Source organism: Microbacterium californiense, assembly GCF_047246625.1.
Lineage (GTDB): Bacteria > Actinomycetota > Actinomycetes > Actinomycetales > Microbacteriaceae > Microbacterium.
In genome coordinates this window covers 1,280,014-1,301,971 of the sequence record NZ_JBFOKQ010000001.1, presented here as the reverse complement: position 1 = coordinate 1,301,971, position 21,958 = coordinate 1,280,014, and the positions used below count along the sequence as shown (strand labels likewise).

Sequence of the window (21,958 nt, the reverse complement as noted above, 5' to 3'; positions counted from 1 at the left end):
CCGCCCCAGACTCGCCTGATCCCTCCGAGACTCGCCTGACCCGACGTTGTGTCGGGCCGAGCCGGCGCCGACCGGGGAGGAGAGACACGGGTGCGGCCCTGTCGCCCCCTCCTGGACAGGGACGCACCCGTGCGTCGAGGTGCGGGCGAGGCGGCGTCGCGGCTGCGGCGGACCTCTCCGCAAGTCATGAATTGAACGTCTGTTCAGTGAGTAATCTATACGTCAGGGGGGGCTCAGGTCGAACGCGGCGGGCAGACGTGGAGGTGAGGGCGACGTGGTGCGCTCCGAGGATCAGAACCGTCTCGCGCGCGAGCGCAGTCGTGAGAGCATCCTGCTCGCGGCGATCGACGCCTTCGCCGAGCGCGGGGTCGCGGGCGCCAGCATCGCCGAGATCACGGCGCGCGCGGGGGTCTCGCAGGGGCTCGTGAACTACCACTTCGGCGGGAAGGCCCAGCTGATCGGCGCCGTGATCGACCGCTGGTTCGCGACGATGCTCAACCTCGCCGAGCCGGGTGACACGCCCGACGCGACGCTCGCGGCCATCATCGACGGCGCGCTGAGCGCCACCGTCTACGCGATGCCACTGCAGCGCGCCGTGCTCGGGATGCAGCAGCAGCCCGCGACGCACCGCCTGTTCGCCGAGTCCGAGGAGCGTCATGCCGACGCCACGACGGCCGGGGAGGATGCCGTGCGCGCGCTGTTCCGCGCGCGAGGCGCCGCTGATCCCGCCCTCGAGGAGATCATGCTGCGGAGCACCCTCGAAGGCGTGTTCATGAAGTATGCCGTCTACGGCGACACGTACCCCCTCGAGGACGCCCGGCGGTGGGTGCACCGGCTGTACGGCCTCCCCGAGCCGACCTCGCCGCTCGCCCCGGACGCGCCGCCGCGCGCCGCCGATCCGCGGCCTCGTGCCGGAGGCGCGCTCCGGGAGCCGTCCGAAACCTGAGACCTCCCGGGTGGTCAGGCCGGGCGGACGGCGAGGGCCTCGGATGCTCCCGCAGAAGCATCCGAGGCCCTCACTGCCTCCCGGTCAGGCCGGGTCGCCGCCCAGCGGGCCGACCGGCTCGAGCGGCTTGGGGTCGTCGGCGCCGGTGTTGCGCGCGCGGGCGATGAGGTTGCCCACGTGGTAGATCAGCAGTGCGGCGACGGTTCCGAGCACGATGCCGCCGAACGCGAAGTCGCCCAGCTGCATCGAGAACCCGGCGATGCCGATCACGAGCGACACGGCGGCGGTGTACTGGTTCACCGGGCGAGAGAAGTCGACGCGGCTGTCGACCCAGATCTTGATGCCGATGATGCCGATCAGGCCGTACAGGGCGGTGGTCGCGCCGCCCAGCACGCCGGCGGGGATCGAGTTGAAGACCTCGCCGACCTTCGGCGAGAAGGCGAGCAGGATCGCGAAGAGTCCCGCGACCCAGTACACGGCGGTCGAGTACACGCGGGTGGCGGCCATGACGCCGATGTTCTCGCCGTAGGTCGTGGTTCCCGATCCGCCGAAGCCACCGGCGATCGTCGTGGCGACGCCGTCGGCGATGAGCGCGCGGCCGGTCTGCCTGTTGATCGCGGGGTCCTCCGTCATCGTCGCGACACCGCGCACGTGACCGATGTTCTCGGCGACGAGCACGAGCACGACCGGCAGGAACATCGCGATCGTCGACCACGTGCCGGGCTCGACGAAGTCCGGCAGCTGGAAGTGCGGCAGGCCGATCCACGGGGCGTCGGCGATGAGCTCCGCGGGCGTCTTGCCGCCGCGCAGGGCGTTCGGCACGTCGAACGAGCCGTTGAACGCGGCGCAGACGAACCCGACCGCGACACCGAGGAAGATCGAGATGCGGCCGAGGAAGCCGCGGAACAGCACCGCGAACAGGATGATCGCGACGAGCGTGATGGTCGCGGTGACCGGGTCGAGGGCGAAGTTGTTCCACGCGGTGGGTGCGAGGTTGAAGCCGATCAGCGCCACGATCGCTCCGGCGACCACGGGCGGCATGAGCGCGTCGACCCAGCGCAGGCCGGCGAACTGCACCACGAGTCCGACGACGGCGAGCAGGATGCCGACGGCCACCACGCCCGCGAGCGCCGACCCCGTGCCGCCGGCTGCGACGGCCGCCGTGATCGGGGCGATGAACGCGAACGACGAGCCGAGGTAGCTGGGCAGCCGGTTCTTCGTGATCAGCAGGAAGATCAGCGTGCCGAGGCCGCTGAACAGCAGGGTGGTCGAGACGGGGAAGCCCGTCAGCGTCGGCACCAGGAACGTGGCGCCGAACATGGCGACGACGTGCTGGGCGCCGATCGCGATCGTGGCCGGCCAGCTCAGGCGTTCAGCGGGGGCGACGACGGCGCCGGGCTCGACGGTCCGGCCGTTTCCGTGGATCTTCCACAGGGGCATGCGGGCTCCTCAGGTTTCGGGGTGTGGGAGTGCTGGAGCAACACTACCGATTCCTGAGTGTTCGCTGAGCGTCCTCTCCGGTCCCTGAGCGTCCTCTCCGGTCCCTGAGCGAGCGAAGCGAGACGAAGGGCGCTCAGGAACCGTGGAGGCGAGACGACGGGCGTCGGCATCCATTCCGGAGGACGGATCGACAGATGTCGGGTGCTTTCGGGCATCCGATCCGACATCTGGCGTGTCGGCCCCCGAACTGTCGCGGCCCGCGGCGACGCGCAGAGGGGTCAGGCGCCGAGACGGTCGAGCAGCTCGCGGTAGCGGTCGGCCGTGCGCTCGACGATCTCGTCGGGGAGCACGGGCGGCTCGCCCTGCTTGTCCCAGTTCGCGGCGAGCCAGTCCCGCACGATCTGCTTGTCGAAGCTCGCCATGCGCTCGGTCGGGGTGGTGCCGGTGCGCCAGGCCTCGGCATCCCAGTAGCGGGAGGAGTCGCTGGTGAGCACCTCGTCGGCCAGGCGCAGGGTGCCGTCGGCATCCGTCCCGAACTCGAACTTCGTGTCGGCGAGGATCAGGCCCCGCTCCTCGGCGAGCGCTGCGGCACGCGCGTAGATCTCGAGAGACGTGTCGCGCAGCTCGGCCGCCCGCTCGGCTCCGACGAGCTCGACGGTCTGCGCGTAGGTGATGTTCTCGTCGTGCTCGCCCATCGGAGCCTTGTAGGCGGGGGTGAACAGCGGCTCGGGCAGGCGGTCGCCGTTCTGCAGACCCTCGGGCAGCGGGATGCCGCAGACGGTGCCGCTCTCCTGGTACTCGGCCCACCCGGAGCCGGTGAGGTATCCGCGCACGACGCACTCGACGGGCAGCATCTCGAGCGACTGCGCCAGCATCGCGCGGTCGGCGACGGCATCCGGGATCTCTCCGTCGGCGAGGTGGTTCGGCACGTCGAGTTGGGCGAACCACCAGCGGCTGAGGCGGGTCAGCAGGGCGCCCTTCTCGGGGATGCCGGGCGAGAGCACGAAGTCGAACGCGCTGACCCGGTCGCTCGCGACGACGAGGATGCGGGTGTCGGCGGGGTCCTCCGAGGCGTAGAGGTCGCGGACCTTGCCGGAGTAGAGGTGACGCCAGCCGGGGATGCTCTGTGCGGTGCCTTCTGCAGGTGTGCTCACCCGCCCCATTATCCCGGTCGGCCGGGCGCGTCGGTGTCAACCCCTGGCGCGCGCACCCGGCCATCGGCGACGCTCGAAGCCCAGGAGCGGAGGAATCATGACCAAGGATCTGTCGAAGGGCGACCGGGTGAGCTGGAGCACCTCGCAAGGGCGCACGCACGGGACCGTCGAGGAGAAGCGCACCGAGGACTTCCAGTTCGCGGGGCAGAAGTTCACCGCCTCGGAGGATGAGCCGGCGTACATCGTGAAGTCGGAGAAGAGCGGCGACAAGGCCGCTCACAAGGGATCGGCGCTGCGCAAGCTGCAGAGCTGACCGCATGCGTGCCGCACGGAGAGGATCCCGGCACCGTCTCCGGTACCGGGATCCCCGCCGACCGGAACGCCCCCCAGGCGCCGGCCGGGTCTCTCAGCCGCCGAGGTTCGCGATCGCGTAGTCCGCTTCCTCCGGCGTGAACTTCTCGCCGTACTCGCTGACCAGCTGGTCGCGGATCGCCGAGGGCGACATGGCCATCGACTCCTGATAGGTCTTCGCCTTGGCGAGGGCGTTGGCGTTCCAGTCGGCCTCGACGTTGTCGACGGCGTACTGGGCGGCTTCCGCCGAGAACTGCTCGCCGTACTGCGAGGTGAGCTGGTCGTAGATGCCGGCCTTGCTCATGTGCATGAAGTCGGAGTACGTCTTCGCCTTGGTCAGCGCCGACGTGTACTCCGCGGGCACGCTGGGCGTCTCGGGTTCGGCCGGTGCCTCCTCTACGGGCTCCTCGACGGGCTCCTCGGCGGGCTCGTCCGCGCTGTCGTCGGCCTCCGTCTCGGCCGGGGCGGTGACGGCGGGGGCGGATGCCGGGACCTCGGCGCTCTGCGAGGCGTTCACTCCGCCGCTGATCGCGCCGACCAGCACCAGCACTCCGGTCACGATCCACGCGATCTTCTGGTGCTGCGCGTGGCCGGCGAGGGCGAGGCCCTTCGCGTCGCGCGTCGAGTTCGTGAGCACGAGGATCAGGTCGATCAGCGCCCAGACACCGACACCGCCGAACGTCACGAGCTTGAGGATGCCGGTGCCTACTTTGCCGAGGTAGAACCGGTCGACGCCCAGCACGCCGAGCAGCAGGGCGAGGAGCCAGGTGACGAGGAAGGACTTCTCGCCGACGGGTGCGGCGGCTCCGGTCATGGGAGCGCCGGGCGCGGAGGGTCCGAGCGGTGCCGGGGCGAGCGGAGCGGGCGGAGGGGTCTGGCTGCTGTTGTCGAAGGTCATGTGGGGTTCCTTGTGTGAGGGTCGGAGTGCGGGCGGATGCCGGCGGCGACGATCAGGCGGATGCCGGTGATCCGGCGTCCCGTCGTGTCTGTCCGGTCAGCCTCCCAACCGGCGACCCCGGGGCGGATCGGTCGATCGTCCACAGTCGTCTCCGCCGTTCGGGGGAGGGAGGGCTCGCCGATCGGCGGGCGCGGTGTCGGTGGTCGGGCAATACGCTCGGGGTGTGGCCGAATCGAGCAACTCCGCGGGGCGCCGACGAGCGCGCACGGTGTCGTCCGTCGGCGTCTCGATCGCGCTGTTGGTCGTGGGCGCGGTGATCGACATCTGCGGCGTGGTGAACGTGCCCGGCGGCGCGGTGTTCCCGACCGTCGACGGGGCGACCGTGAAGGTCACGGGGCTCGGTACGCTGCTCGCGCTCCTGGCCATCGGCGCATGGGTGACGGTGCTGTGGCGACGGCGGTATCCGCTTATCGTCCTGATCGCGGGCACGGTCGTCGCGGCCATCGGGCTGTCGTACCTGCTCCTGCTCGTCGGGGCGGTCGCCTTCGTGCGGCGGCGACCGGAGCTGTCGGCGCGGGTGGGCGGGATCGTCGGGGCGGCGGTCGTGCTGTTCGCGATCCGCGAGGCCGTCGGTCCGTGGGGGGCGGCGCTTCCGTGGTTCCTCACGACGCGACCCTCGGCGCTGAGCGAGCCGGGATGGGTGATCGCGTCGTTCGTCGTCGCGGCGGTGTCGCTCGGGATCGCGATGGGTGCCGTCCTGATCTCGCGCACCCGCAACCGCGCGGAGCAGAGCGAGCAGCAGGCGGCCGCACTCGCACGACGCGCCGACGTGCTGGCCGAGCAGGCGGTGCGTCAAGCGGAGCGGGAGCGCATCGCCCGCGACATGCACGACGCCCTCGCCCATCGCCTCTCGGTGGTGTCTCTGCACGCCGGGGCGCTGGAGGCGGCCGCGAGCGCACAGGGCGACGCGGGTCAGGGCGCGACGGGTGACATGGCGCGCACCGTGCGGGAGCAGACGCACGCGGCGCTGCAGGACATGCGCGGTCTCATCGGCGAGCTGCGCAGTGCCCCGGATGCGGCGCCGGCGGCTCCGGCATCGATGCGGGCCTGCGGGGCGCTGGTCGCGGGACTCCGCGCGGCCGGGCACTCGATCACGTCGCTCATCGTCGTCGAGTCGCCGGAACGGGCCGGGGCGCTGTTCGACGGCGCCGTGTACCGCATCGTGCAGGAGGCCCTCACGAACGCGATCAAGCACGCCCCCGGCGCGACGGTCGACCTGATCGTGCAGGTCGCCCCGGGCGACGGCGCCCGCATCCGCGTGGTGAATCCCCTCAGCGGACGCATCACGCCCGCCGTCCCGGGGGGAGGCAACGGCGTGCTCGGCATCCGTGAGCGCGCGTCCGCGCTCGGGGGCCGGGTGTGGGTCGGTCCGCACCAGGGCTCGTTCATCGTCGACGTCTCGCTGCCGTGGCAGGAGCGCGGCTGACGTTCGTCGCTATGCTCGGGGCGTGACCACCCCCGACGTCGGCCCCGCGGTGCGCGTGCTGCTCGTCGACGACGAGCCCCTCATCCGCAGCGGGTTCCGCTTCATCCTCGGCCTCGACCCGTCGATCGAGATCGTCGGCGAGGCGTCGGACGGCGGTGCGGCGATCGAGCTGGTGCGCGCGCATCGTCCGGACGTGGTGCTCATGGACGTACGGATGCCGGGCATGGACGGTCCGGATGCGACGGCGGTGATCGTCGCTGAATCGACCTCGCGCGTCCTGGCGATGACGAGCCTCGATGCCGAGGGGCAGCTGCTGCGGATGCTGCTGGCCGGGGCCACCGGGTATCTGCTGAAGGACGAGTCGCCCGCGCGCATCACCGAGGCCGTGCATCGCACCGCCCTGGGAGAGAGCGTGTTCTCGGCGCACAGCGCCGCGCAGCTCGTGCGTCGCGCGGTCGAGAGCGAGCACGGTCAGGGACGTCAGGCCGCCGTCGAGCGGATCTCCGCCCTGACAGATCGCGAACGCGACGTCGCCGTCCGCGTCGCCTCGGGCGAGACCAACCACGAGATCGGTGCGGCCCTGCACATCTCCGCCGGCACGGTGAAGACGCATCTGGAGCAGGTGTTCGCCAAGCTCGCCGTGCGCAATCGCGTGCAGGTGGGTGTGATCCTCGAACGCGCCGGTCTGGGTCCCGCCGACGTCTGACGCCCCGCACGCGTCTGCCCCGGCATCCGACCTCGGCCGGCTTGCCCGGCGTCGTGTCCGGGCGTATAGTCCACATGGACTAATCGGAGTGGAGCAGATGATGAAGGACCCGGTCGACACGCTCACGCCCCTCGGCGTGATGGTGCTCGCGCTGCTGCGCGAGAGCGACATGCACCCCTACGAGATGGTGCGGCTGCTGCGCGCCCGGCACGACGATCGGCTGCTGTCCATCACCAACGGCACGCTCTATCACACGGTCGCGCGGCTTCAGAAGACCGGGCTGCTCGACGAGGTGGGCACCGACCGCGAGGGCAACCGGCCCGAGCGCACCACCTACACGCTGACGGATGCCGGACGCGACGCCGTCGTCGCGTGGGTGCGGCGCGAGCTCCCCCGGGTCGACCGCGAGACCGACTTCCGCATCGCGCTCGCCGAGTCGCACAACCTCGAGCGCGCCGACGTGGTGGCGCTCCTGCGCGAGCGTCGCGAGGCGCTCGTCGCCTCCCATGCGATGCACCGCGACGGACTCCGAAAGGCGCACGACAAGGGCGTCCCCGCGCAGGTGCTCGTCGAGGTCGAACGCCAGGAGGTGCTGCTCGACGCCGAGCTGCGCTGGCTCGACTCGCTCCTCACCCGACTCGACGGCGACGCGCTCCCCTGGGGACCGGACGCCTTCACCGACACAGACCGCTACCTCGCTCAGCGAAAGGCTGCACAGCAATGACCGAATCCCGCCAGGCCACGGATCCCCAGACCGGTCCGTTCGCGGCCGGACACGAACCGAAGAGCCCGTGGCCCGCCCTGTGGGCGCTCGTCATCGGGTTCTTCATGATCCTCGTCGACACGACGATCGTCTCCGTCGCGAACCCCGCGATCAAGGCGGCGCTCGACCCGAACACCAGCAACCTCGACAACGTCGTGTGGGTGACGAGCGCGTACCTGCTCACCTACGCCGTGCCGCTGCTCATCACCGGGCGCCTCGGCGACCGCTTCGGCCCGAAGAACATCTACCTGATCGGTCTTGCGATCTTCACCGCGGCATCCCTCTGGTGCGGGCTCTCGACGTCGCTCGAGGGACTGATCGCCGCCCGCGCCGTGCAGGGCCTGGGCGCGGCGTTCATGACGCCGCAGACCATGGCCGTCATCACCCGCACCTTCCCGCCCCAGCGCCGCGGCGCGGCCATGGGGCTATGGGGCGCGACCGCCGGCGTCGCGACACTCGTGGGCCCGCTGCTCGGCGGCGTGCTCGTCGACGGCCTCGGCTGGGAGTGGATCTTCTTCGTCAACCTGCCCGTCGGCGTGATCGCGTTCGTCGCCGCCTGGATCCTCGTGCCGCGTCTGAAGACCCACCCGCACCGCTTCGACATCCTGGGCGTCGTGCTCAGCGCGATCGCGATCTTCCTCGTCGTCTTCGGCCTGCAGGAGGGGGAGAAGTACGACTGGGGCACGATCTGGGGCCCGGTGTCGGTGTGGGGCATGATCATCGCCGGGGTCGTCGTGCTGGCGCTCTTCATCGTGCAGCAGTGGAAGACGAAGAGCGAAGCGCTCGTGCCGCTCGAGCTCTTCCGCGACCGCAACTTCTCGGGCGCCAACGTCGCGATCGCCGCCGTGGGCTTCACGGTGACGAGCATGTCGCTTCCGCTGATGTTCTTCCTGCAGACCGCGCGTGGGCTGACCCCGACGCAGGCCGCGCTGCTGATGATCCCGATGGCGGCGCTGTCGGGCGTGCTGGCCCCGGTCGCCGGCAAGATCCTCGACCGCACCGACCCGCGCCTCATCCTCGTGCCGGGCCTCATCGCCGTCTCGGGCGCGCTGTTCTGGTACTCGGCGCTGGTGAACATGGACACCCCGATCTGGATGTTCCTGTTCCCGTCGGCCCTCATGGGTCTCGGCAACGCCGGCATGTGGGGTCCGCTCGCGACGACCGCGACGCGCATGCTGCCGATGCGTCAGGCCGGTGCCGGCGCAGGCATCTACAACACGACCCGCACGATCGGATCCGTGGTCGGATCGGCCGCGATCGCGACGTTCATGCAGGCGCGCCTGGAGGCGAACCTGCCGGGCATGGACGACGCGAGCGGCTCGATCGGCGCGGGCGGCGGGGCGCTTCCGGATGCCGTCGCCGAGGGCTTCTCGTCGGGCATGTCGCAGGCGATCCTGCTGCCGGCCTGCGTGATCCTCGTGGCGCTCGTGGCCTCGCTGTTCCTGCGCGGTGCCCCCCGGCATCCCACCCCCTGACCCACCCCCTCGCGTCGTCGAACCACCCCTCTGCGTGCGAACCACCCCTTCGCGTGTCGCACGTAGAGGGGTGGTTCGCATCGAAGGGGGTGGTTCGGCGGATGCCGGACACCGACGCGACGGGACCACGCGCGAACGGCGACTACAGTTGACGGTCGGCGCGCACACCGCCGCCCCCGATCCGAGGAGCATCCGTCGTGATCCCACACCCTTCCCGCCTGCGTGAGCGCCTGCGCCGATTCGGTCGCACCACCGGCGCGGCCGCGCTGACCGTCTTCGTCGCCGGCGCGGCGCTGCTCGGCGTCCCGGCATCCGCGTCCGCCGCCGATGAGGGCGAGACGTTCGTCATCGGCACCGACACCACGTTCGCGCCGTTCGAGTTCACGAACTCCGACGGCGAGCTCGTCGGCATCGACATGGACCTGCTCCGCGCGATCGCGGAGGACCAGGGCTTCGAGGTCGAGATCCGTCAGCTCGGCTTCGACGCGGCCGTCCAGGCCCTGCAGTCGAACCAGGTGGATGCCGTCATGGCCGGCATGTCGATCACCGACGAGCGCGAGAAGACGTTCGACTTCAGCGACCCGTACTTCACCAGCGGCATCCAGCTGGGGGTGCTGGAGAGCAGCGACGTCGAGTCGCTCGACGACCTCGACGGCGAGACGGTCGCGGTCAAGACCGGCACGCAGGGGCAGACCTTCGCGGAGGAGAACCAGGACGAGTTCGGCTTCCGCATCACCCCCTACAACGACACGACCGACATGGTGGATGCCGTGAAGGCGGGCCAGGCAGTCGGCTACTTCGAGGACTTCCCCGTGCTGGCCTACGGCATCCAGCAGGGGTCCGGATTCCGTCTGGTCGGCGAGCCGGAACTCGGCGGCGAGTACGGCTTCGCGGTCAACAAGGGGCAGAACGGCGAGCTGCTCGAGATGTTCAACGCCGGCCTCGCCAACCTGCAGTCGAGCGGCGAGTACGACGAGATCGTCGACACGTACCTCGGCGACGACGCCGCCTCGGAGCAGCCCACCGACGTCGTCTCGGTCGCGGTGAAGTACTGGCCGCAGCTGATGCAGGGACTGTGGCTCACCATCCTGGCCACGCTGGTCGCCCTCGTGGCCGCCTTCGTCCTGGGCATCGTCTTCGGCTTCGGACGCCTGTCGAAGTTCCTGCCCTTCCGCTGGCTGGCGACCGCCTATGTCTTCGTCTTCCGCGGCACCCCGATCCTGGTGCAGGCGTTCTTCGTGTTCTTCGCGATCCCGCAGCTGTTCCCCGGCCTCACGTTCGACCCGTTCGTCGCCGGTGCCATCACGCTGTCGCTCAACACCGGTGCGTACATGACCGAGATCATCCGCGGCGGCATCCAGGCCGTCGATCCGGGCCAGAGCGAGGCCTCGCGCTCGCTCGGCCTCGGTCACGCGAAGACCATGCAGAAGGTCGTGCTGCCCCAGGCGTTCCGCATCATGATCCCCTCGTTCGTCAACCAGGGCATCATCACGCTGAAGGACACCTCGCTCATCAGCGTCATCGGCCTGGCGGAGCTCACGTTCCAGTCGCGCCAGATCATCGCCTCCACCTACCTGTCGGCGCAGGTGCTGACCATCGTCGCGCTGATCTACTTCGTCGTGATCACGCTGCTGACGCTGCTCGCGAACCGCCTGGAGAGGAACTTCAACGCATGAGCAAGATCGCCGTGCAGAACCTGCACAAGTCATTCGGACACAACGAGGTGCTCAAGGGCATCGACCTCACGGTCGAGGACGGCGAGGTCGTCGCGGTCATCGGGCCGTCGGGCTCGGGCAAGTCGACGCTGCTGCGCTGCCTCAACAAGCTCGAGGAGCCGACGTCGGGCCAGGTCGTCATCGACGGCGTCGACCTCACCGACAAGAGCGTCAAGCTCGACGAAGTGCGCCAGCGCATCGGCATGGTCTTCCAGCACTTCAACCTCTTCCCGCACATGACGGTGCTCGAGAACATCACGCTCGCCCCCATCGAGCTCGGCCGGCTGTCGAAGTCGAAGGCGCGGGAGCGCGCGCTCTCGCTGCTCGAACGCGTCGGGCTGTCCGAGAAGGCGGATGCCAAGCCCGCCTCGCTCTCCGGAGGCCAGAAGCAGCGCGTGGCCATCGCCCGCGCCCTCGCCATGGACCCCGAGATCATGCTGTTCGACGAGGCCACCAGCGCTCTCGACCCGGAGATGGTGGGCGAGGTGCTGCAGGTCATCCGCGACCTCGCCGAGGGCGGCATGACGATGGTGCTCGTGACCCACGAGATGGGCTTCGCGCGCGAGGTCTCCGACCGCACGGTCTTCATGGACGGCGGTGTCGTCGTCGAGGAGGCCGCTCCCGCCGAGCTGTTCGGCGCTCCGAAGAACGAGCGCCTGAAGGAGTTCCTCTCGAAGGTGCTGTAGCCCCGGCATCCGCCCGTCGTCCAGTGCCGCTGTCGCGTCGGATCTCCGAAGTTGTGTCGACGGCTCCGACCTGCTGGGCTGGGGCGATGACCGTGCAGCTCGTTCGTCCGACCACCGATCTCTTCGACTCCTGGGCCTCCGCCGTGGCCGAGTTCGGCGACGGGCACGTCGACGGTTCGGGGCTGACCGCGCCGGTGACCCCCGACCGCGCGACGCTCGACGCCCTGATCGAGACCGCCGAGCGCCTCGCCGACACGAGCCTCGCGCCTCCCGAGGATCGGGTGCACAACGACCTGTACTGGGTCGTCGACGGCGACGAGGTCGTGGGGTTCCTGTCGTTCCGGCACACGCTGAACGACTGGCTGCGTGAGGCCGGCGGGCACATCGGATACTCCGTGCGGGCGTCGCGGCGGCGCCAGGGCATCGCGTCGGCGGCGCTGCGGCTCGGGCTCGAGCGCGCTCGTCAGATCGGGCTCGACCGGGTGCTCGTCACCTGCGACGTCGACAACGAGGGGTCGTACCGCACGATCGAGGGCGCCGGGGGCGTGCTGCAGGACGTCAGCGACCAGTCGGCGCGCGGCCAGGGGATGCTGCGGCGCTACTGGATCGCGGTCTAGCCCGTCCACTTCGCCCCGACCCACCCCTTTGTGGGCCGACCCCCCTTTCCACACGGCACTCACGGGGGTGGTTCGCGCCGAAAGGGGGTGGCTCGGCGAGGAGAGTGCGGGACTACTCCGCGACGCGGGCGGCGATGTCGGAGCGGTAGTGCGAGCCCTCGAGGCCGATGCGGGCGATCGCGTCGTACGCGCGGTCGCGGGCGGTGCGGAAGTCGGATGCCGTCGCCACGACGTTGAGCACCCGGCCCCCGGTCGCGAGCAGGTCGCCGCCGGGAGCGTCCGGGCCGGCGGTCGCGGCATGCACGATCCGCACGCCCTCGACGTTCGCGGCATCCGCGAGATTCTCGATCGGACGCCCGGTCTGCGGCGCCTCGGGGTACCCCTCGCTCGCCAGCACGACGGTGATCGCGACGTCGTCGCGGAACTCGGGCTCTGGCTGGTCCTCGAGGGTGCCGGATGCCGCGGCGAACAGCAGCTCCGACAGCGGGGTGACCAGACGCGGCAGCACGACCTGGGTCTCCGGGTCGCCGAAGCGGGCGTTGAACTCGATGACGCGCACGCCGGCGGGGGTCAGGATCAGTCCGGCGTACAGCAGGCCGATGAACGGCGTGCCCTCGCTGTCGAGCTGCCGCACGACCGGGAGCGCCACGTCGCGCGTGACCTCTTCGACGAAGGCGCGCTCGCTGCCGAACTGCTCGGCGAGCCAGGGCAGGGGAGAGTACGCGCCCATGCCGCCCGTGTTGGGACCGGCGTCGCCGTCGAGGGCGCGCTTGAAGTCCTGCGCGGGGCTGAGCGCCCGCACGGTGTCGCCGTCGCTGAGGAAGAACAGCGAGACCTCGGGGCCCGACAGGAACTCCTCGACCAGCACCGGACCGTGGGGCAGGTACTGCTCCGCGTGAGCGAGCGCCTCGGCGCGGTCGGACGTCACGATCACGCCCTTGCCGGCGGCGAGACCGTCGGCCTTCACGACGTGCGGGGCGCCGAGGTCGTCGAAGGCCTCCTCGACCTCCGCCGCGGTGGCGGCGCGCACGGCGCGACCGGTGGGCACGCCCGCGGCATCCATCACCCGCTTGGCGAACGACTTGGAGCCCTCGAGCTGCGCCGCGGACCGACCCGGCCCGAAGACCGGGATGCCGCGCTCGCGCAGCGCATCGGCCACGCCGGCGACCAGGGGCGCCTCGGGGCCGATGACGACGAGGTCGACCGCGTGCTCGTTGGCGAACGCGGTGACCGCGCCGCCGTCGAGCATGTCGACTGCGACGGTGGTGGCGTCCTGCGCGATGCCCGCGTTGCCGGGCGAGACGAAGATCTCGTGCTCCGCCTGCTCTGCTCGCAGAGCGAGGATGATCGCGTGCTCACGGGCACCGGAACCGAGGACGAGGATCTTCACCCCCTCAGCCTACCGACGCCTGCTCGTCGCATTTCGGTGGCGTCCGGTTCGGCGCCCGGGGCTCCACGCAGCGACGCCCCCTTCGTCTCGCTTCCCGGTTCCTGAGCGAGGAGCGTAGCGACGCCCTTCGTCTCGCTTCGCTCGCTCAGGAACCGAGGAAGGGCGCTCAGGAACCGGGGAAGGGCGTCAGACGGTTCGCTCGTCGTCGACGTTCCAGGGGACGGTCCAGCCGGCGGCGTCGAAGAGGCCGCTCAGCACCATCGCCGTGAAACCCCAGACGATCGTGCCGTCGACGTCGAACGCCGGGGCGCGGAACGTGCGGGCGCCCACGCGCGGGTCGGTGTACTCGCGCACCGACGTGTACCGGGTCGCCGGGTCGAGAAGCTGCGCGACCGGCACCCGGAACACCTCGACGGTCTCGGCGTGGTCGACCGCCGCGACGCGTGAGGGCGTGCGCCACCAGCTCAGCACGGGCGTGACGCGGTGGTTGCTGGCGGCGAGCGGGATCACGGGCAAGGTCGCGAGCACATCGACGCCGGTCGGGTCGAGGCCGGTCTCCTCCTCGGCCTCGCGCAGGGCGGTGGCGACGGCATCCGCGTCTCCCGCCTCGACCCGTCCGCCGGGGAACGAGACCTGACCCGGGTGCGACGAGAGGGTCGGGGCCCGGCGCTGCAGGAGCACGTCGAGGTCGCGGGCGATGGGCGCATCGGGAACGGTGGCCGGCTGGCTGTCGAGCACGCCGAACAGGATGAGCACCGCGGCATCGTGCGCGGTGGCGGGGTCGACGAGCGGCGGGAAGGGGCCGCCCCAGGAGTGTCCGGCCGCAGCGGCGAGCAGCTCGGCGCGGGCGCCTTCGGGATGCATGCTCATGGATCGAGCCTACGCGCGGTCGTAGGGTGGGGAGATGGCCAGGAAGATCGACATCGTCGACGGGCGGACGGCACTCGACGTCGTGAAGCGAGCGGATGCCGCGGGCGAGAAGCCGCCCCGCACCGCCCTGGCCACGGCCGTGCGCTACCTGCTGCAGCTGCTCGACGAGAAGGCCCCGGGCAACAGCGTCGAGGTGCGGGTGCCGCCGTTCGGCGCGGTGCAGGTGATCCAGGGGCCGCGGCACACGCGCGGCACTCCGCCGAACGTCGTCGAGATGGACGCGGCGACCTGGATCGCGGTCGCCCTCGGTGACGAGCACTGGACGGATGCCGCGGCCTCCGGGCGCATCCAGGCCTCGGGTACGCGCGCCGACCTGCTCGGCGTCCTGCCGCTGCGCCCCTAGCCCCCCGGATCCCGCATGGGGGTGTGGTCCCGGCGTCAGCGCCGGGCGACCACGAGCGGCACGCCCGTGACCGGATGCGGGAACACGTCGACGGGCTGGCCGTAGACCTCCTCGATCCGCTCGGCCGTCAGCACCTCGGCGGGCGGTCCCGAGGCGACGACGCGTCCGTTCGACAGCAGCGTCGCGCGGTCGGCGTGGGCGAGGGCGGCGTTGAGGTCGTGCAGCACGATGGCGACCGCGACCCCCGCTGCGGCCTGGGCCCGGATGAGCCGCATGACGTCTTCGTGGTGCTTCAGGTCGAGGGCCGCGGTCGGCTCGTCGAGCAGCAGGATGCCGGTGCGCTGAGCGAGCACGCGGGCGAGGGCCACCCGTGCGCGCTCGCCGCCCGAGAGCGACGTCACGGCGCGCCCGCCGAGCGGCACCACCTCGGTCGATGCCATGGCCTCGGCGACCACGGCATCGTCGTCGTCGGCGGCCGCGGTGCGCGCCCAGGGGGCTCGTCCCATGCGCACGACCTGCTCCGCGGTGAACGGGAACGTGACGGTGTTCTCCTGTAGCAGCACGGCGCGCTGCTGGGCGAGGGTGCGCGAGCGGATGCCGGTGACCGGCGCCCCGTCGAGCTCGACCGTTCCCGCCTGCGGTACGACGTCGCCCGCGAGCACGCCGAACAGGGTCGACTTGCCGGCGCCGTTCGGACCGACCAGGGCATGGACCTCGCCGGCGCGGACGTCGATGGAGGCCTCGTCGAGGATCGCGCGCCCCTCGCCGACGCGCACCGTGAGACCGGTGCCGCGGAGCCGCACGGTCATGCCCAGCCCCCGGCCCGGCGCCGAGTCCGCACGAGCAGCCACAGGAAGAACGGGCCGCCGACGAGCGAGGTGATCATCCCGATCGGCAGGTCGGCGAGGGGCACCGCGGTGCGGGCGACGAGGTCGGCGAGGGCGATGAGGAGCGCTCCGCCGAGCGCCGAGGCGATGACGAGCGGCAGGTGCGCCGGACCGATGATCATGCGCATGAGGTGAGGGACGACGAGTCCGGCGAACCCGATGATCCCGGCGAAGGCGACGGCGGCGCACACCAGCAGCGCCACGGTCACGATCACCCCGACGCGCAGCAGTTCGACGTTGAGGCCCAGATGCCGGGCGGTGCGCTCCCCGAGGGCGAAGAGGTCGAGCTGGGGCGCCACGATCAGTCCGGCGACGATGCCGACGGCCACGAGCGGGGCGACGAGGGCGACGTTCGACCACAGGGCGCCGTTGAGCGACCCCAGCTGCCAGAACACGATCTGCTCGCGGGTCGAGGTCGTGCCGATGAAGGTGAGGAACGCCATGCCCGCCCCGGCGATCGCGTTGATCGCGATGCCGGTGAGGAGCAGGGTGACGACCTCGGTGCGACCGCCCGAGCGGCTGATGAAGTACACCGAGAACACCGCGACGAGTCCGCCGAGGAACGCGAAGGCCGGCGTCGTCCACATCCCGAACGACGCGAGTCCCAGGGTGATGCTGGCGGCGGCGCCGAGCGCGGCTCCCGACGAGACGCCGACGACGCCGGCATCCGCCAGCGGGTTGCCGAAGATCGCCTGCATGAGCACGCCCGACACCGCGAGCGCAGCGCCCACCAGCAGTCCGAGCACCAGTCGCGGCATCCGCAGGTTGTTGATCACGCCGTAGTCCGTCGCGTCGGCGGGCGCCCAGGCCGTGTCGATGCCGATGCCGTGCAGCAGCACGCCGAGGAGGTCGGTGGGGGAGAGGTCGTACTGGCCGCTCGTGATCGACGCGACGCAGGTGATCGCGAGGGCGATCAGGAGTCCGACGACGACGAGCGCGAAGCGCAGCCCCCGGCGCGTGGTCGGCGTCGGGGTGACGACCTCCGAGGTCATTTCGCGGGCTCGGGCGCGTACAGGGCGCGGGCGAGGGCGCTGATGACGTCGGCCGAGCGCGGGCCGAAGCTCAGGATCTCGCTGTCGGCCATGTCGATCACCCGGCGGTTGGCGCCGGCCGGCGTCTCGGCGACGGCGGGGATGCGCTCGATGAGCCCGTCGATCCCGCCGACCGACTCGAGGCCGTCGGTCATCATCACGAGCACGTCGGGCTTCGCGGCGACGAGCGCCTCGGCCGTCATGGGCTTCATGCCCTCCCAGCCGATCTCCTCCGCGACGTCGACGCCGCCCACCGCGTCGATGAGGGAGTCGGCGCCGGAGTCCTCGCCGAAGATGTAGTACACGTTGGCGCTGCCGCGCACGTAGAGGAACAGCATCCGCGCCCGGTCGCTTACGTCGGCGGGCACGACCTCGGCGATCTCCGTCAGCGCCTCGTCGAGCTGCGTGTCGAGCCGCTCGTTCAGCGCCTCGCCTCGCGAGGGTACGCCGAGGGCGGTGGCGATCTCGGTGACGAGCTCGTCGGTGGTGTCGAGTCGTCGGTCGCTCGAGATCACGACGACCGCGATGCCGGCGTCGCGCAGCTGCTGGCGCACCTCCTTGGGCCCGATGGTCGTGTCGGTGAGGATGACGGTGGGCGCGAGCTCGAGGATCGCCTCGGCGTTGAGGGTGTGCCCGGTCTTCGTCACGACCGGAAGGTCCTCGGTTCCGTCGAACTGCGTCGAGGCGTCGCGTCCGACGACCTGGTCGCCCAGTCCCAGGGCGAACACGGTCGACGCGATCGTGCCGGAGATGTCGATGGGGAGGATGCGGTCGACCGAGGCGATCGTCACCTCGCGGTCCTCGCTGTCGACGACCGTGACCGGCATCGCCGGGGAGGTGTCGTCCTCGACCGGCTCGATCGCATGGCTCGACAGGCAGGCCGTCGACGGGCCCTCGACGGTGCGGACGTCGTCGACGAGGTCGAGCGACGCCAGCGGGGCGGATGCCGAGGGGCAGTCGTCCGCGCCCGGCTGCGTGGCGGCGTCGGCGGTCGGCTGAGCGCACCCGGCCAGGCCTGCGGCGAGTGCGGCGGCGAGGAAGACGGCGAGAACACGACGCATAAGGCAAGCCTATCCTAAGACTTGACGCGATCCGAGGAAGACCCCTACGCTCGGACTCAGGTGGTTGCTTAGTGCAGCCTAACCTAATCCTTTCGCCCGATCGCATTGAGGCACCGCCGGCGTGCGTCCTCACGCACCCCCGGGGTCCGGAGAGAAACCGTGAACGCCACCGCCAGCACATCGCCTGCGAGTACCCGCCTGCGCGCGGGGATCGCCGCCCTCATCTCCCTCTTCCTGGTCGTCGCCGGGCTCACGGTCGCACAGCCCGCGCTCGCCGCCGGCGCGACCGTCACGCCGACCGTCACGTCGGCGACGACGACGGGCCTCACCGTGAAGGTCACGGCCTCCGGACTTCCGGCCACGGCCGATGGTGCGTATGCCGCGGTCATCGAGAAGGGGAAGGAGGGGAGCGTGACGCCGGGAGGCGGCTTCCTGGCGATGGAGTTCGTGCGCTCCCTCACGGACGGCGGATTCACGGTGGACCTCTCGCCGGCCGCCGCTGATCTGGCTCGCACCACGCAGTACGAGGTCCTCGTGTGGGAGAAGCACACGATCCCGGGTCCGCAGAACATCTACGGTCGCGCGGACATCGCGATCAGCGCCGCGCAGTGGGACGCCGTCTTCCCGCCGGAGCCCGAGACGCCCACGGAGCCCGAGACGCCGACCGAGCCGGAGACCCCGACCGAGCCGGAGACCCCGACCGAGCCGGAGACCCCGACCGAGCCCGAGACCCCGACCGAGCCCGAGACCCCGACCGAGCCGGAGACCCCGGTCCAGGCGTCGCTCTCGGTGTTCCTCGCCGATGGAGCGACCTCCGCCGAGGGCAAGCCGCTCAAGGCCGGCGACAAGGTCGTCGTGAAGGGCACCGGGTACGACCCGGAGGCCAACGTGGGCGGACGCGGTCAGCCCATCCCCAACACGCTTCCCCAGGGCACCTACGTGGTCTTCGGCAACTTCGCCTCGACGTGGAAGCCCTCCGAGGGCGCAGCGGGAACGGCGCGCGTCGTGGGCTCGCAGCTCTGGGCGCTGGCCGAGACCGTGCTGAACAAGGTCCCCGCGAACTTCCAGGGCGCGATCCGCAGCCAGTGGGTCCCGATCGCCGACGACGGCACGTTCACCGCCACCCTGACGCTCAAGGACACGGCATCCGCCCCCGGCTCCTACGGCGTCTACACCTACGCCGCCGGCGGCACCGTCAACGCCGACCAGGAGCGCAGCGTCGCCCTGACCTACTCCCCGGCGCCGAAGGTCGCGGTCACGCCCGCGGTCACCGCCAGCACGGGCGTCACCGCGAACGTCACCGGCACCGGCTTCGGCACGGCGACCGGCGTCTACGCCGCGATCATCGAGACGGGCACCGAGGGCGACGTCACCACAGGCGGCGGCTACGTGGCCATGCAGTACGTGCGCGGCGTCGCCAACGGCGCCTTCACCGTCGCCCTCGAGGCGCCGAAGGCCGAGCTCGACCGCACGAAGACGTACGAGGTGCTCGTCTGGCAGCAGCACACGATGCCGACCGCGGCCACCATCCTCGGACGCGCGCCCCTCACCCTCACAGCGACCGACTGGGATGCCGTGTTCGCACCGGCCAAGCCGGCGATCTCCGTGTTCCTCGCCGACGGCACGACTCCGGCAGCCGGCACGGCGCTCAAGGCCGGCGACACCGTCGTCGTGAAGGGCACGGGATACGACCCGACCGCGAACGTCGGCGGCCGAGGCGTCCCGATCCCCAAGGACCTCCCTCAGGGAACGTACGTCGTGTTCGGCAACTTCGCCGAGAACTGGAAGCCGTCGGCCGGTGCTGCCGGCACCGCGCGGTCGGTCGCCTCGCAGGTCTGGGCGCTCGCCGAGGACGTGCTCGACCAGGTCCCCGCCGCCTACCAGGACGCGATCCGCGCGCAGTGGGTCGACATCGCCGACGACGGCACCTTCCAGGCGACGCTCACCCTGAAGGATGCCGAGAAGACCCCCGGGTCGTACGGCGTCTTCACCTACGGGGCCGGCGGGGTCGTGAACGCCGACCAGGAGCAGAGCGTCGCGCTCAACTACGGCGAGAAGCCGTTCCTCTCCACCACGGTGGCAGCGGCGACCGCGGCCGAGGGCCTCACGGTCACGGCCTCGGCGTCGAAGCTCGGCGCCGTCCCCGGCGCCTACATCGCCCTGATCGAGAAGGGCACGGAGGCCGACGTCACGGCCGGCGACGGCTTCCTCGCCATGCAGTACGTGCGGCCGGTCACCGGCGGCGGGTTCACCGTCGACCTGACGGCGGAGGCGAAGGCGCTCGACCGCACGAAGGCATACGAGGTCATCGTGTGGCAGCAGCACACCATGCCGGGTGCGTCGACGATCTACGCGCGCAGCACGGTCGCGATCTCCGACGACCAGTGGAAGGCGCTGCTCGACGAGCAGGCGCCGCAGCCGCCGGAGACGCCGCAGCCCCCGGTCACGCCGACCGCTCCCGCCGCGACCGTCCCTGGCGGATCCCTGCGCTGGGGCGTGTCCTCCTCGTTCGTGCGGTACATCACCGGCGACATCGCGCACGGCGCGATCCAGGTCAGCGGCGGCACCACCCGAGCCGACGGCCAGTTCCAGTTCGGCCAGGCGACGGGGAGCACGTTCGATCCGTCCACCGGGCTCGGCACCGTCTCCTACGTCGGCGCGATCCGCTTCACAGGCCACGGCGGGGCGCTCGACGTCACCATCGCGAACCCGCAGATCCGCATCACCTCGGCCGGCGCGGCGACGCTCTTCGTCACCAGTGGCGGCGGCCAGGTGCCGTTCGCGACGCTCGACCTGTCGAGCGCGGCGAAGACGACCGCCAACGGCGCCGTCACCTTCTCGGGCGTCCCGGCCTCTCTCACCTCAGCGGGCCGCGACCAGGTGCTCGGAGGCTTCACCACGGTGCTCGACCCGGTGACGTTCACGGTCGGCTCGGCCGCAGCGGCGCCGACCGGCACGACCGGCACGGTCGCGGCGGCCATGGTGAAGAAGAAGACGACGATCCCGACCACCCCGCCGGCGACCACGGGCATCGAGATCGGCGACGACGACCTCGCGGCGCTGCAGTCCGGAAAGTCGGCCACCATCACGGCGTCCGGCTTCCAGCCCGGCGAGAAGGACATCCAGGTCGTCGTGTACTCGACGCCCGTCCTGCTCGGCACGGTCGACGCCGACGCCCGCGGTGTCGCGAGCTGGACCGGCACGCTGCCGGCCACCCTCGAGAACGGCGACCACACCCTCACCCTGCAGGGCTCGGTCAGCCGCGGACTCGCCTTCACCCTCGCCCGGGAGACGGTCGCGATCGGGCAGTGCACGATCGAGGGCGCGACGCTGCAGTGGGGCTTCAAGGAATCCTTCCGCACCTACATCGAGGGCATCGCGAAGGGCGGATGGACGCTCACGGACGTCGCCTACCAGTACCCCGACTTCGTGTGGGAGAACGGCTCCGGCTCGTTCGACGACGAGACGGGTGCCGGGCTGGCGACCTACGGCGGCAGCATCCAGTTCACCGGCCATGAGGGAGCGCTGGACACGACGCTCGGGAACTTCCGCATCGAGCTCGCAGGCGACACGGGGTACATCGTGGTCGACGTCACCGGGACGACCCAGACCGGCGAGGCCATCGACCAGAAGGACGTCCGCTTCGCGGAGTTCTCCCTCGGCGACACGGCCGCGGTCGACGGCATCCTCACCCTCGACGCGCTGCCCGCGACGCTGACCGACGCGGGGGCTGCGTCCTTCGGCACGTACGGGGCGGGCGAGGAGCTCGATCCGGTGAGCGCCGTCATTCCCGTCGGCGAGGAGTGCGGCACCGCCGCGCCGGTCGAGGAGGACGACGCGGAGGCCGTGACGACCACCGCGGTCAGCGCCGAGACCGAGGCCGCCGACGAGCAGGGCGTGCCCGTGTGGGTCTGGATCGTCGGCGGACTCGTCGTCGTGGCACTGGTCGGAACCGGCGGGGTGCTCATCGGGCGCCGCAGCCGCTCGACGGCCGAGTCGTCTGTCACGACGACCGAGGTCTGACCGCCCGGGGGCCAGCGGTTCCTGAGCGTCCTTCGTCTCGTCGCGTCGCTCCTCGC

The 21,958-nt window shown here is 71.1% G+C and carries 19 protein-coding genes; 11 read left to right on the top strand and 8 right to left on the bottom strand.

The genetic code is table 11. The features are described from left to right. Positions 1 to 274: 274 nt before the first annotated feature. Positions 275 to 946, top strand: coding sequence for a TetR/AcrR family transcriptional regulator (locus tag AB3M82_RS06195; protein ID WP_412956335.1), 672 nt, complete (start codon positions 275 to 277; stop codon positions 944 to 946). Between the two features lie 84 nt (positions 947 to 1,030). On the opposite strand, the gene AB3M82_RS06190 is transcribed toward AB3M82_RS06195, so the two are convergent. Both AB3M82_RS06190 and AB3M82_RS06185 read right to left on the bottom strand, forming a co-directional pair. Further along, the gene (locus AB3M82_RS06190) at positions 1,031 to 2,386 is read right to left on the bottom strand and encodes a uracil-xanthine permease family protein (RefSeq protein ID WP_412956334.1); all 1,356 of its coding nucleotides are present in this window, start codon (positions 2,384 to 2,386) and stop codon (positions 1,031 to 1,033) included. 278 nt (positions 2,387 to 2,664) lie between these two features. Further along, positions 2,665 to 3,549: a phosphoribosylaminoimidazolesuccinocarboxamide synthase gene (locus AB3M82_RS06185; protein ID WP_412956332.1), complete on the bottom strand. Its 885-nt coding sequence runs from the start codon at positions 3,547 to 3,549 to the stop codon at positions 2,665 to 2,667. A gap of 88 nt (positions 3,550 to 3,637) precedes the next feature. On the opposite strand from AB3M82_RS06185, the gene AB3M82_RS06180 reads away from it, so the two are divergent. Then, positions 3,638 to 3,853: a hypervirulence associated TUDOR domain-containing protein gene (locus AB3M82_RS06180; RefSeq protein ID WP_412956331.1), complete on the top strand. Its 216-nt coding sequence runs from the start codon at positions 3,638 to 3,640 to the stop codon at positions 3,851 to 3,853. A 93-nt stretch (positions 3,854 to 3,946) separates the two neighbouring features. On the opposite strand, the gene AB3M82_RS06175 is transcribed toward AB3M82_RS06180, so the two are convergent. Next, positions 3,947 to 4,789 carry an Ltp family lipoprotein gene (locus tag AB3M82_RS06175; RefSeq protein ID WP_412956330.1) on the bottom strand — a complete coding sequence of 281 codons (843 nt, stop codon included), beginning with the start codon at positions 4,787 to 4,789 and terminating at the stop codon, positions 3,947 to 3,949. Between the two features lie 223 nt (positions 4,790 to 5,012). Here AB3M82_RS06175 and AB3M82_RS06170 point away from each other — a divergent pair, with 223 nt between their 5' ends. From AB3M82_RS06170 to AB3M82_RS06140, 7 genes are all read left to right on the top strand, one after another. After that, positions 5,013 to 6,275, top strand: a complete 1,263-nt coding sequence (locus tag AB3M82_RS06170; RefSeq protein ID WP_412956329.1) for a sensor histidine kinase — start codon at positions 5,013 to 5,015, stop codon at positions 6,273 to 6,275. Positions 6,276 to 6,297: 22 nt separating this feature from the next. Next, the gene (locus AB3M82_RS06165) at positions 6,298 to 6,981 is read left to right on the top strand and encodes a response regulator (protein WP_412956327.1); all 684 of its coding nucleotides are present in this window, start codon (positions 6,298 to 6,300) and stop codon (positions 6,979 to 6,981) included. A 97-nt stretch (positions 6,982 to 7,078) separates the two neighbouring features. Beyond that, positions 7,079 to 7,705 carry a PadR family transcriptional regulator gene (locus tag AB3M82_RS06160; protein ID WP_412958016.1) on the top strand — a complete coding sequence of 209 codons (627 nt, stop codon included), beginning with the start codon at positions 7,079 to 7,081 and terminating at the stop codon, positions 7,703 to 7,705. Then, positions 7,702 to 9,219: a DHA2 family efflux MFS transporter permease subunit gene (locus AB3M82_RS06155; RefSeq protein WP_412956325.1), complete on the top strand. Its 1,518-nt coding sequence runs from the start codon at positions 7,702 to 7,704 to the stop codon at positions 9,217 to 9,219. Before AB3M82_RS06160 ends, AB3M82_RS06155 begins: the two co-directional genes overlap by 4 nt. Positions 9,220 to 9,419: 200 nt before the next feature. After that, entirely contained in the window at positions 9,420 to 10,895 is a 1,476-nt protein-coding gene (locus AB3M82_RS06150; RefSeq protein ID WP_412958015.1) for an amino acid ABC transporter substrate-binding protein/permease, read from the top strand. Continuing rightward, entirely contained in the window at positions 10,892 to 11,620 is a 729-nt protein-coding gene (locus AB3M82_RS06145) for an amino acid ABC transporter ATP-binding protein (protein ID WP_412956323.1), read from the top strand. The genes AB3M82_RS06150 and AB3M82_RS06145 overlap by 4 nt, the downstream gene beginning before the upstream one ends. A gap of 86 nt (positions 11,621 to 11,706) precedes the next feature. Beyond that, positions 11,707 to 12,237: a GNAT family N-acetyltransferase gene (locus AB3M82_RS06140; protein ID WP_412956321.1), complete on the top strand. Its 531-nt coding sequence runs from the start codon at positions 11,707 to 11,709 to the stop codon at positions 12,235 to 12,237. 112 nt (positions 12,238 to 12,349) lie between these two features. On the opposite strand, the gene purD is transcribed toward AB3M82_RS06140, so the two are convergent. Next, positions 12,350 to 13,627 (bottom strand): phosphoribosylamine--glycine ligase, encoded by a 1,278-nt coding sequence (gene purD, locus AB3M82_RS06135; RefSeq protein ID WP_412956320.1) that lies wholly within the window; start codon positions 13,625 to 13,627, stop codon positions 12,350 to 12,352. 186 nt (positions 13,628 to 13,813) lie between these two features. Further along, on the bottom strand, positions 13,814 to 14,497 hold the full coding sequence (locus AB3M82_RS06130) for an NUDIX hydrolase (protein WP_412956319.1): 684 nt from the start codon (positions 14,495 to 14,497) through the stop codon (positions 13,814 to 13,816). A 34-nt stretch (positions 14,498 to 14,531) separates the two neighbouring features. Between AB3M82_RS06130 and AB3M82_RS06125 the strand changes: the two genes are divergently transcribed. Further along, positions 14,532 to 14,900, top strand: coding sequence for a sterol carrier family protein (locus AB3M82_RS06125; protein ID WP_412956318.1), 369 nt, complete (start codon positions 14,532 to 14,534; stop codon positions 14,898 to 14,900). 35 nt (positions 14,901 to 14,935) lie between these two features. On the opposite strand, the gene AB3M82_RS06120 is transcribed toward AB3M82_RS06125, so the two are convergent. From AB3M82_RS06120 to AB3M82_RS06110, 3 genes are read right to left on the bottom strand one after another with little or no spacing between them, the layout of a single operon-like run. Beyond that, a complete protein-coding gene (locus tag AB3M82_RS06120) occupies positions 14,936 to 15,709 on the bottom strand; it encodes a heme ABC transporter ATP-binding protein (RefSeq protein ID WP_412956316.1) in 774 nt (257 codons plus the stop codon). Further along, positions 15,706 to 16,779, bottom strand: a complete 1,074-nt coding sequence (locus AB3M82_RS06115; protein ID WP_412956314.1) for a FecCD family ABC transporter permease — start codon at positions 16,777 to 16,779, stop codon at positions 15,706 to 15,708. The genes AB3M82_RS06120 and AB3M82_RS06115 overlap by 4 nt, the downstream gene beginning before the upstream one ends. Beyond that, on the bottom strand, positions 16,776 to 17,879 hold the full coding sequence (locus tag AB3M82_RS06110; RefSeq protein ID WP_412956312.1) for a heme/hemin ABC transporter substrate-binding protein: 1,104 nt from the start codon (positions 17,877 to 17,879) through the stop codon (positions 16,776 to 16,778). Before AB3M82_RS06110 ends, AB3M82_RS06115 begins: the two co-directional genes overlap by 4 nt. A 159-nt stretch (positions 17,880 to 18,038) precedes the next feature. Here AB3M82_RS06110 and AB3M82_RS06105 point away from each other — a divergent pair, with 159 nt between their 5' ends. Then, on the top strand, positions 18,039 to 21,902 hold the full coding sequence (locus AB3M82_RS06105) for an HtaA domain-containing protein (protein WP_412956310.1): 3,864 nt from the start codon (positions 18,039 to 18,041) through the stop codon (positions 21,900 to 21,902). Positions 21,903 to 21,958 lie beyond the last annotated feature (56 nt).

Bases quoted from the DNA above. Each gene is read 5' to 3' on its own strand.
- AB3M82_RS06155 (WP_412956325.1), top strand. From the start codon at position 7,702: ATGACCGAATCCCGCCAGGCCACGGATCCCCAGACCGGTCCGTTCGCG.
- AB3M82_RS06180 (WP_412956331.1), top strand. From the start codon at position 3,638: ATGACCAAGGATCTGTCGAAGGGCGACCGGGTGAGCTGGAGCACCTCG.
- AB3M82_RS06160 (WP_412958016.1), top strand. From the start codon at position 7,079: ATGATGAAGGACCCGGTCGACACGCTCACGCCCCTCGGCGTGATGGTG.
- AB3M82_RS06130 (WP_412956319.1), bottom strand. From the start codon at position 14,497: ATGAGCATGCATCCCGAAGGCGCCCGCGCCGAGCTGCTCGCCGCTGCG.
- AB3M82_RS06125 (WP_412956318.1), top strand. From the start codon at position 14,532: ATGGCCAGGAAGATCGACATCGTCGACGGGCGGACGGCACTCGACGTC.
- AB3M82_RS06175 (WP_412956330.1), bottom strand. From the start codon at position 4,789: ATGACCTTCGACAACAGCAGCCAGACCCCTCCGCCCGCTCCGCTCGCC.
- AB3M82_RS06145 (WP_412956323.1), top strand. From the start codon at position 10,892: ATGAGCAAGATCGCCGTGCAGAACCTGCACAAGTCATTCGGACACAAC.
- AB3M82_RS06120 (WP_412956316.1), bottom strand. From the start codon at position 15,709: ATGACCGTGCGGCTCCGCGGCACCGGTCTCACGGTGCGCGTCGGCGAG.
- AB3M82_RS06110 (WP_412956312.1), bottom strand. From the start codon at position 17,879: ATGCGTCGTGTTCTCGCCGTCTTCCTCGCCGCCGCACTCGCCGCAGGC.
- AB3M82_RS06115 (WP_412956314.1), bottom strand. From the start codon at position 16,779: ATGACCTCGGAGGTCGTCACCCCGACGCCGACCACGCGCCGGGGGCTG.
- AB3M82_RS06190 (WP_412956334.1), bottom strand. From the start codon at position 2,386: ATGCCCCTGTGGAAGATCCACGGAAACGGCCGGACCGTCGAGCCCGGC.
- AB3M82_RS06140 (WP_412956321.1), top strand. From the start codon at position 11,707: ATGACCGTGCAGCTCGTTCGTCCGACCACCGATCTCTTCGACTCCTGG.
- AB3M82_RS06185 (WP_412956332.1), bottom strand. From the start codon at position 3,549: ATGGGGCGGGTGAGCACACCTGCAGAAGGCACCGCACAGAGCATCCCC.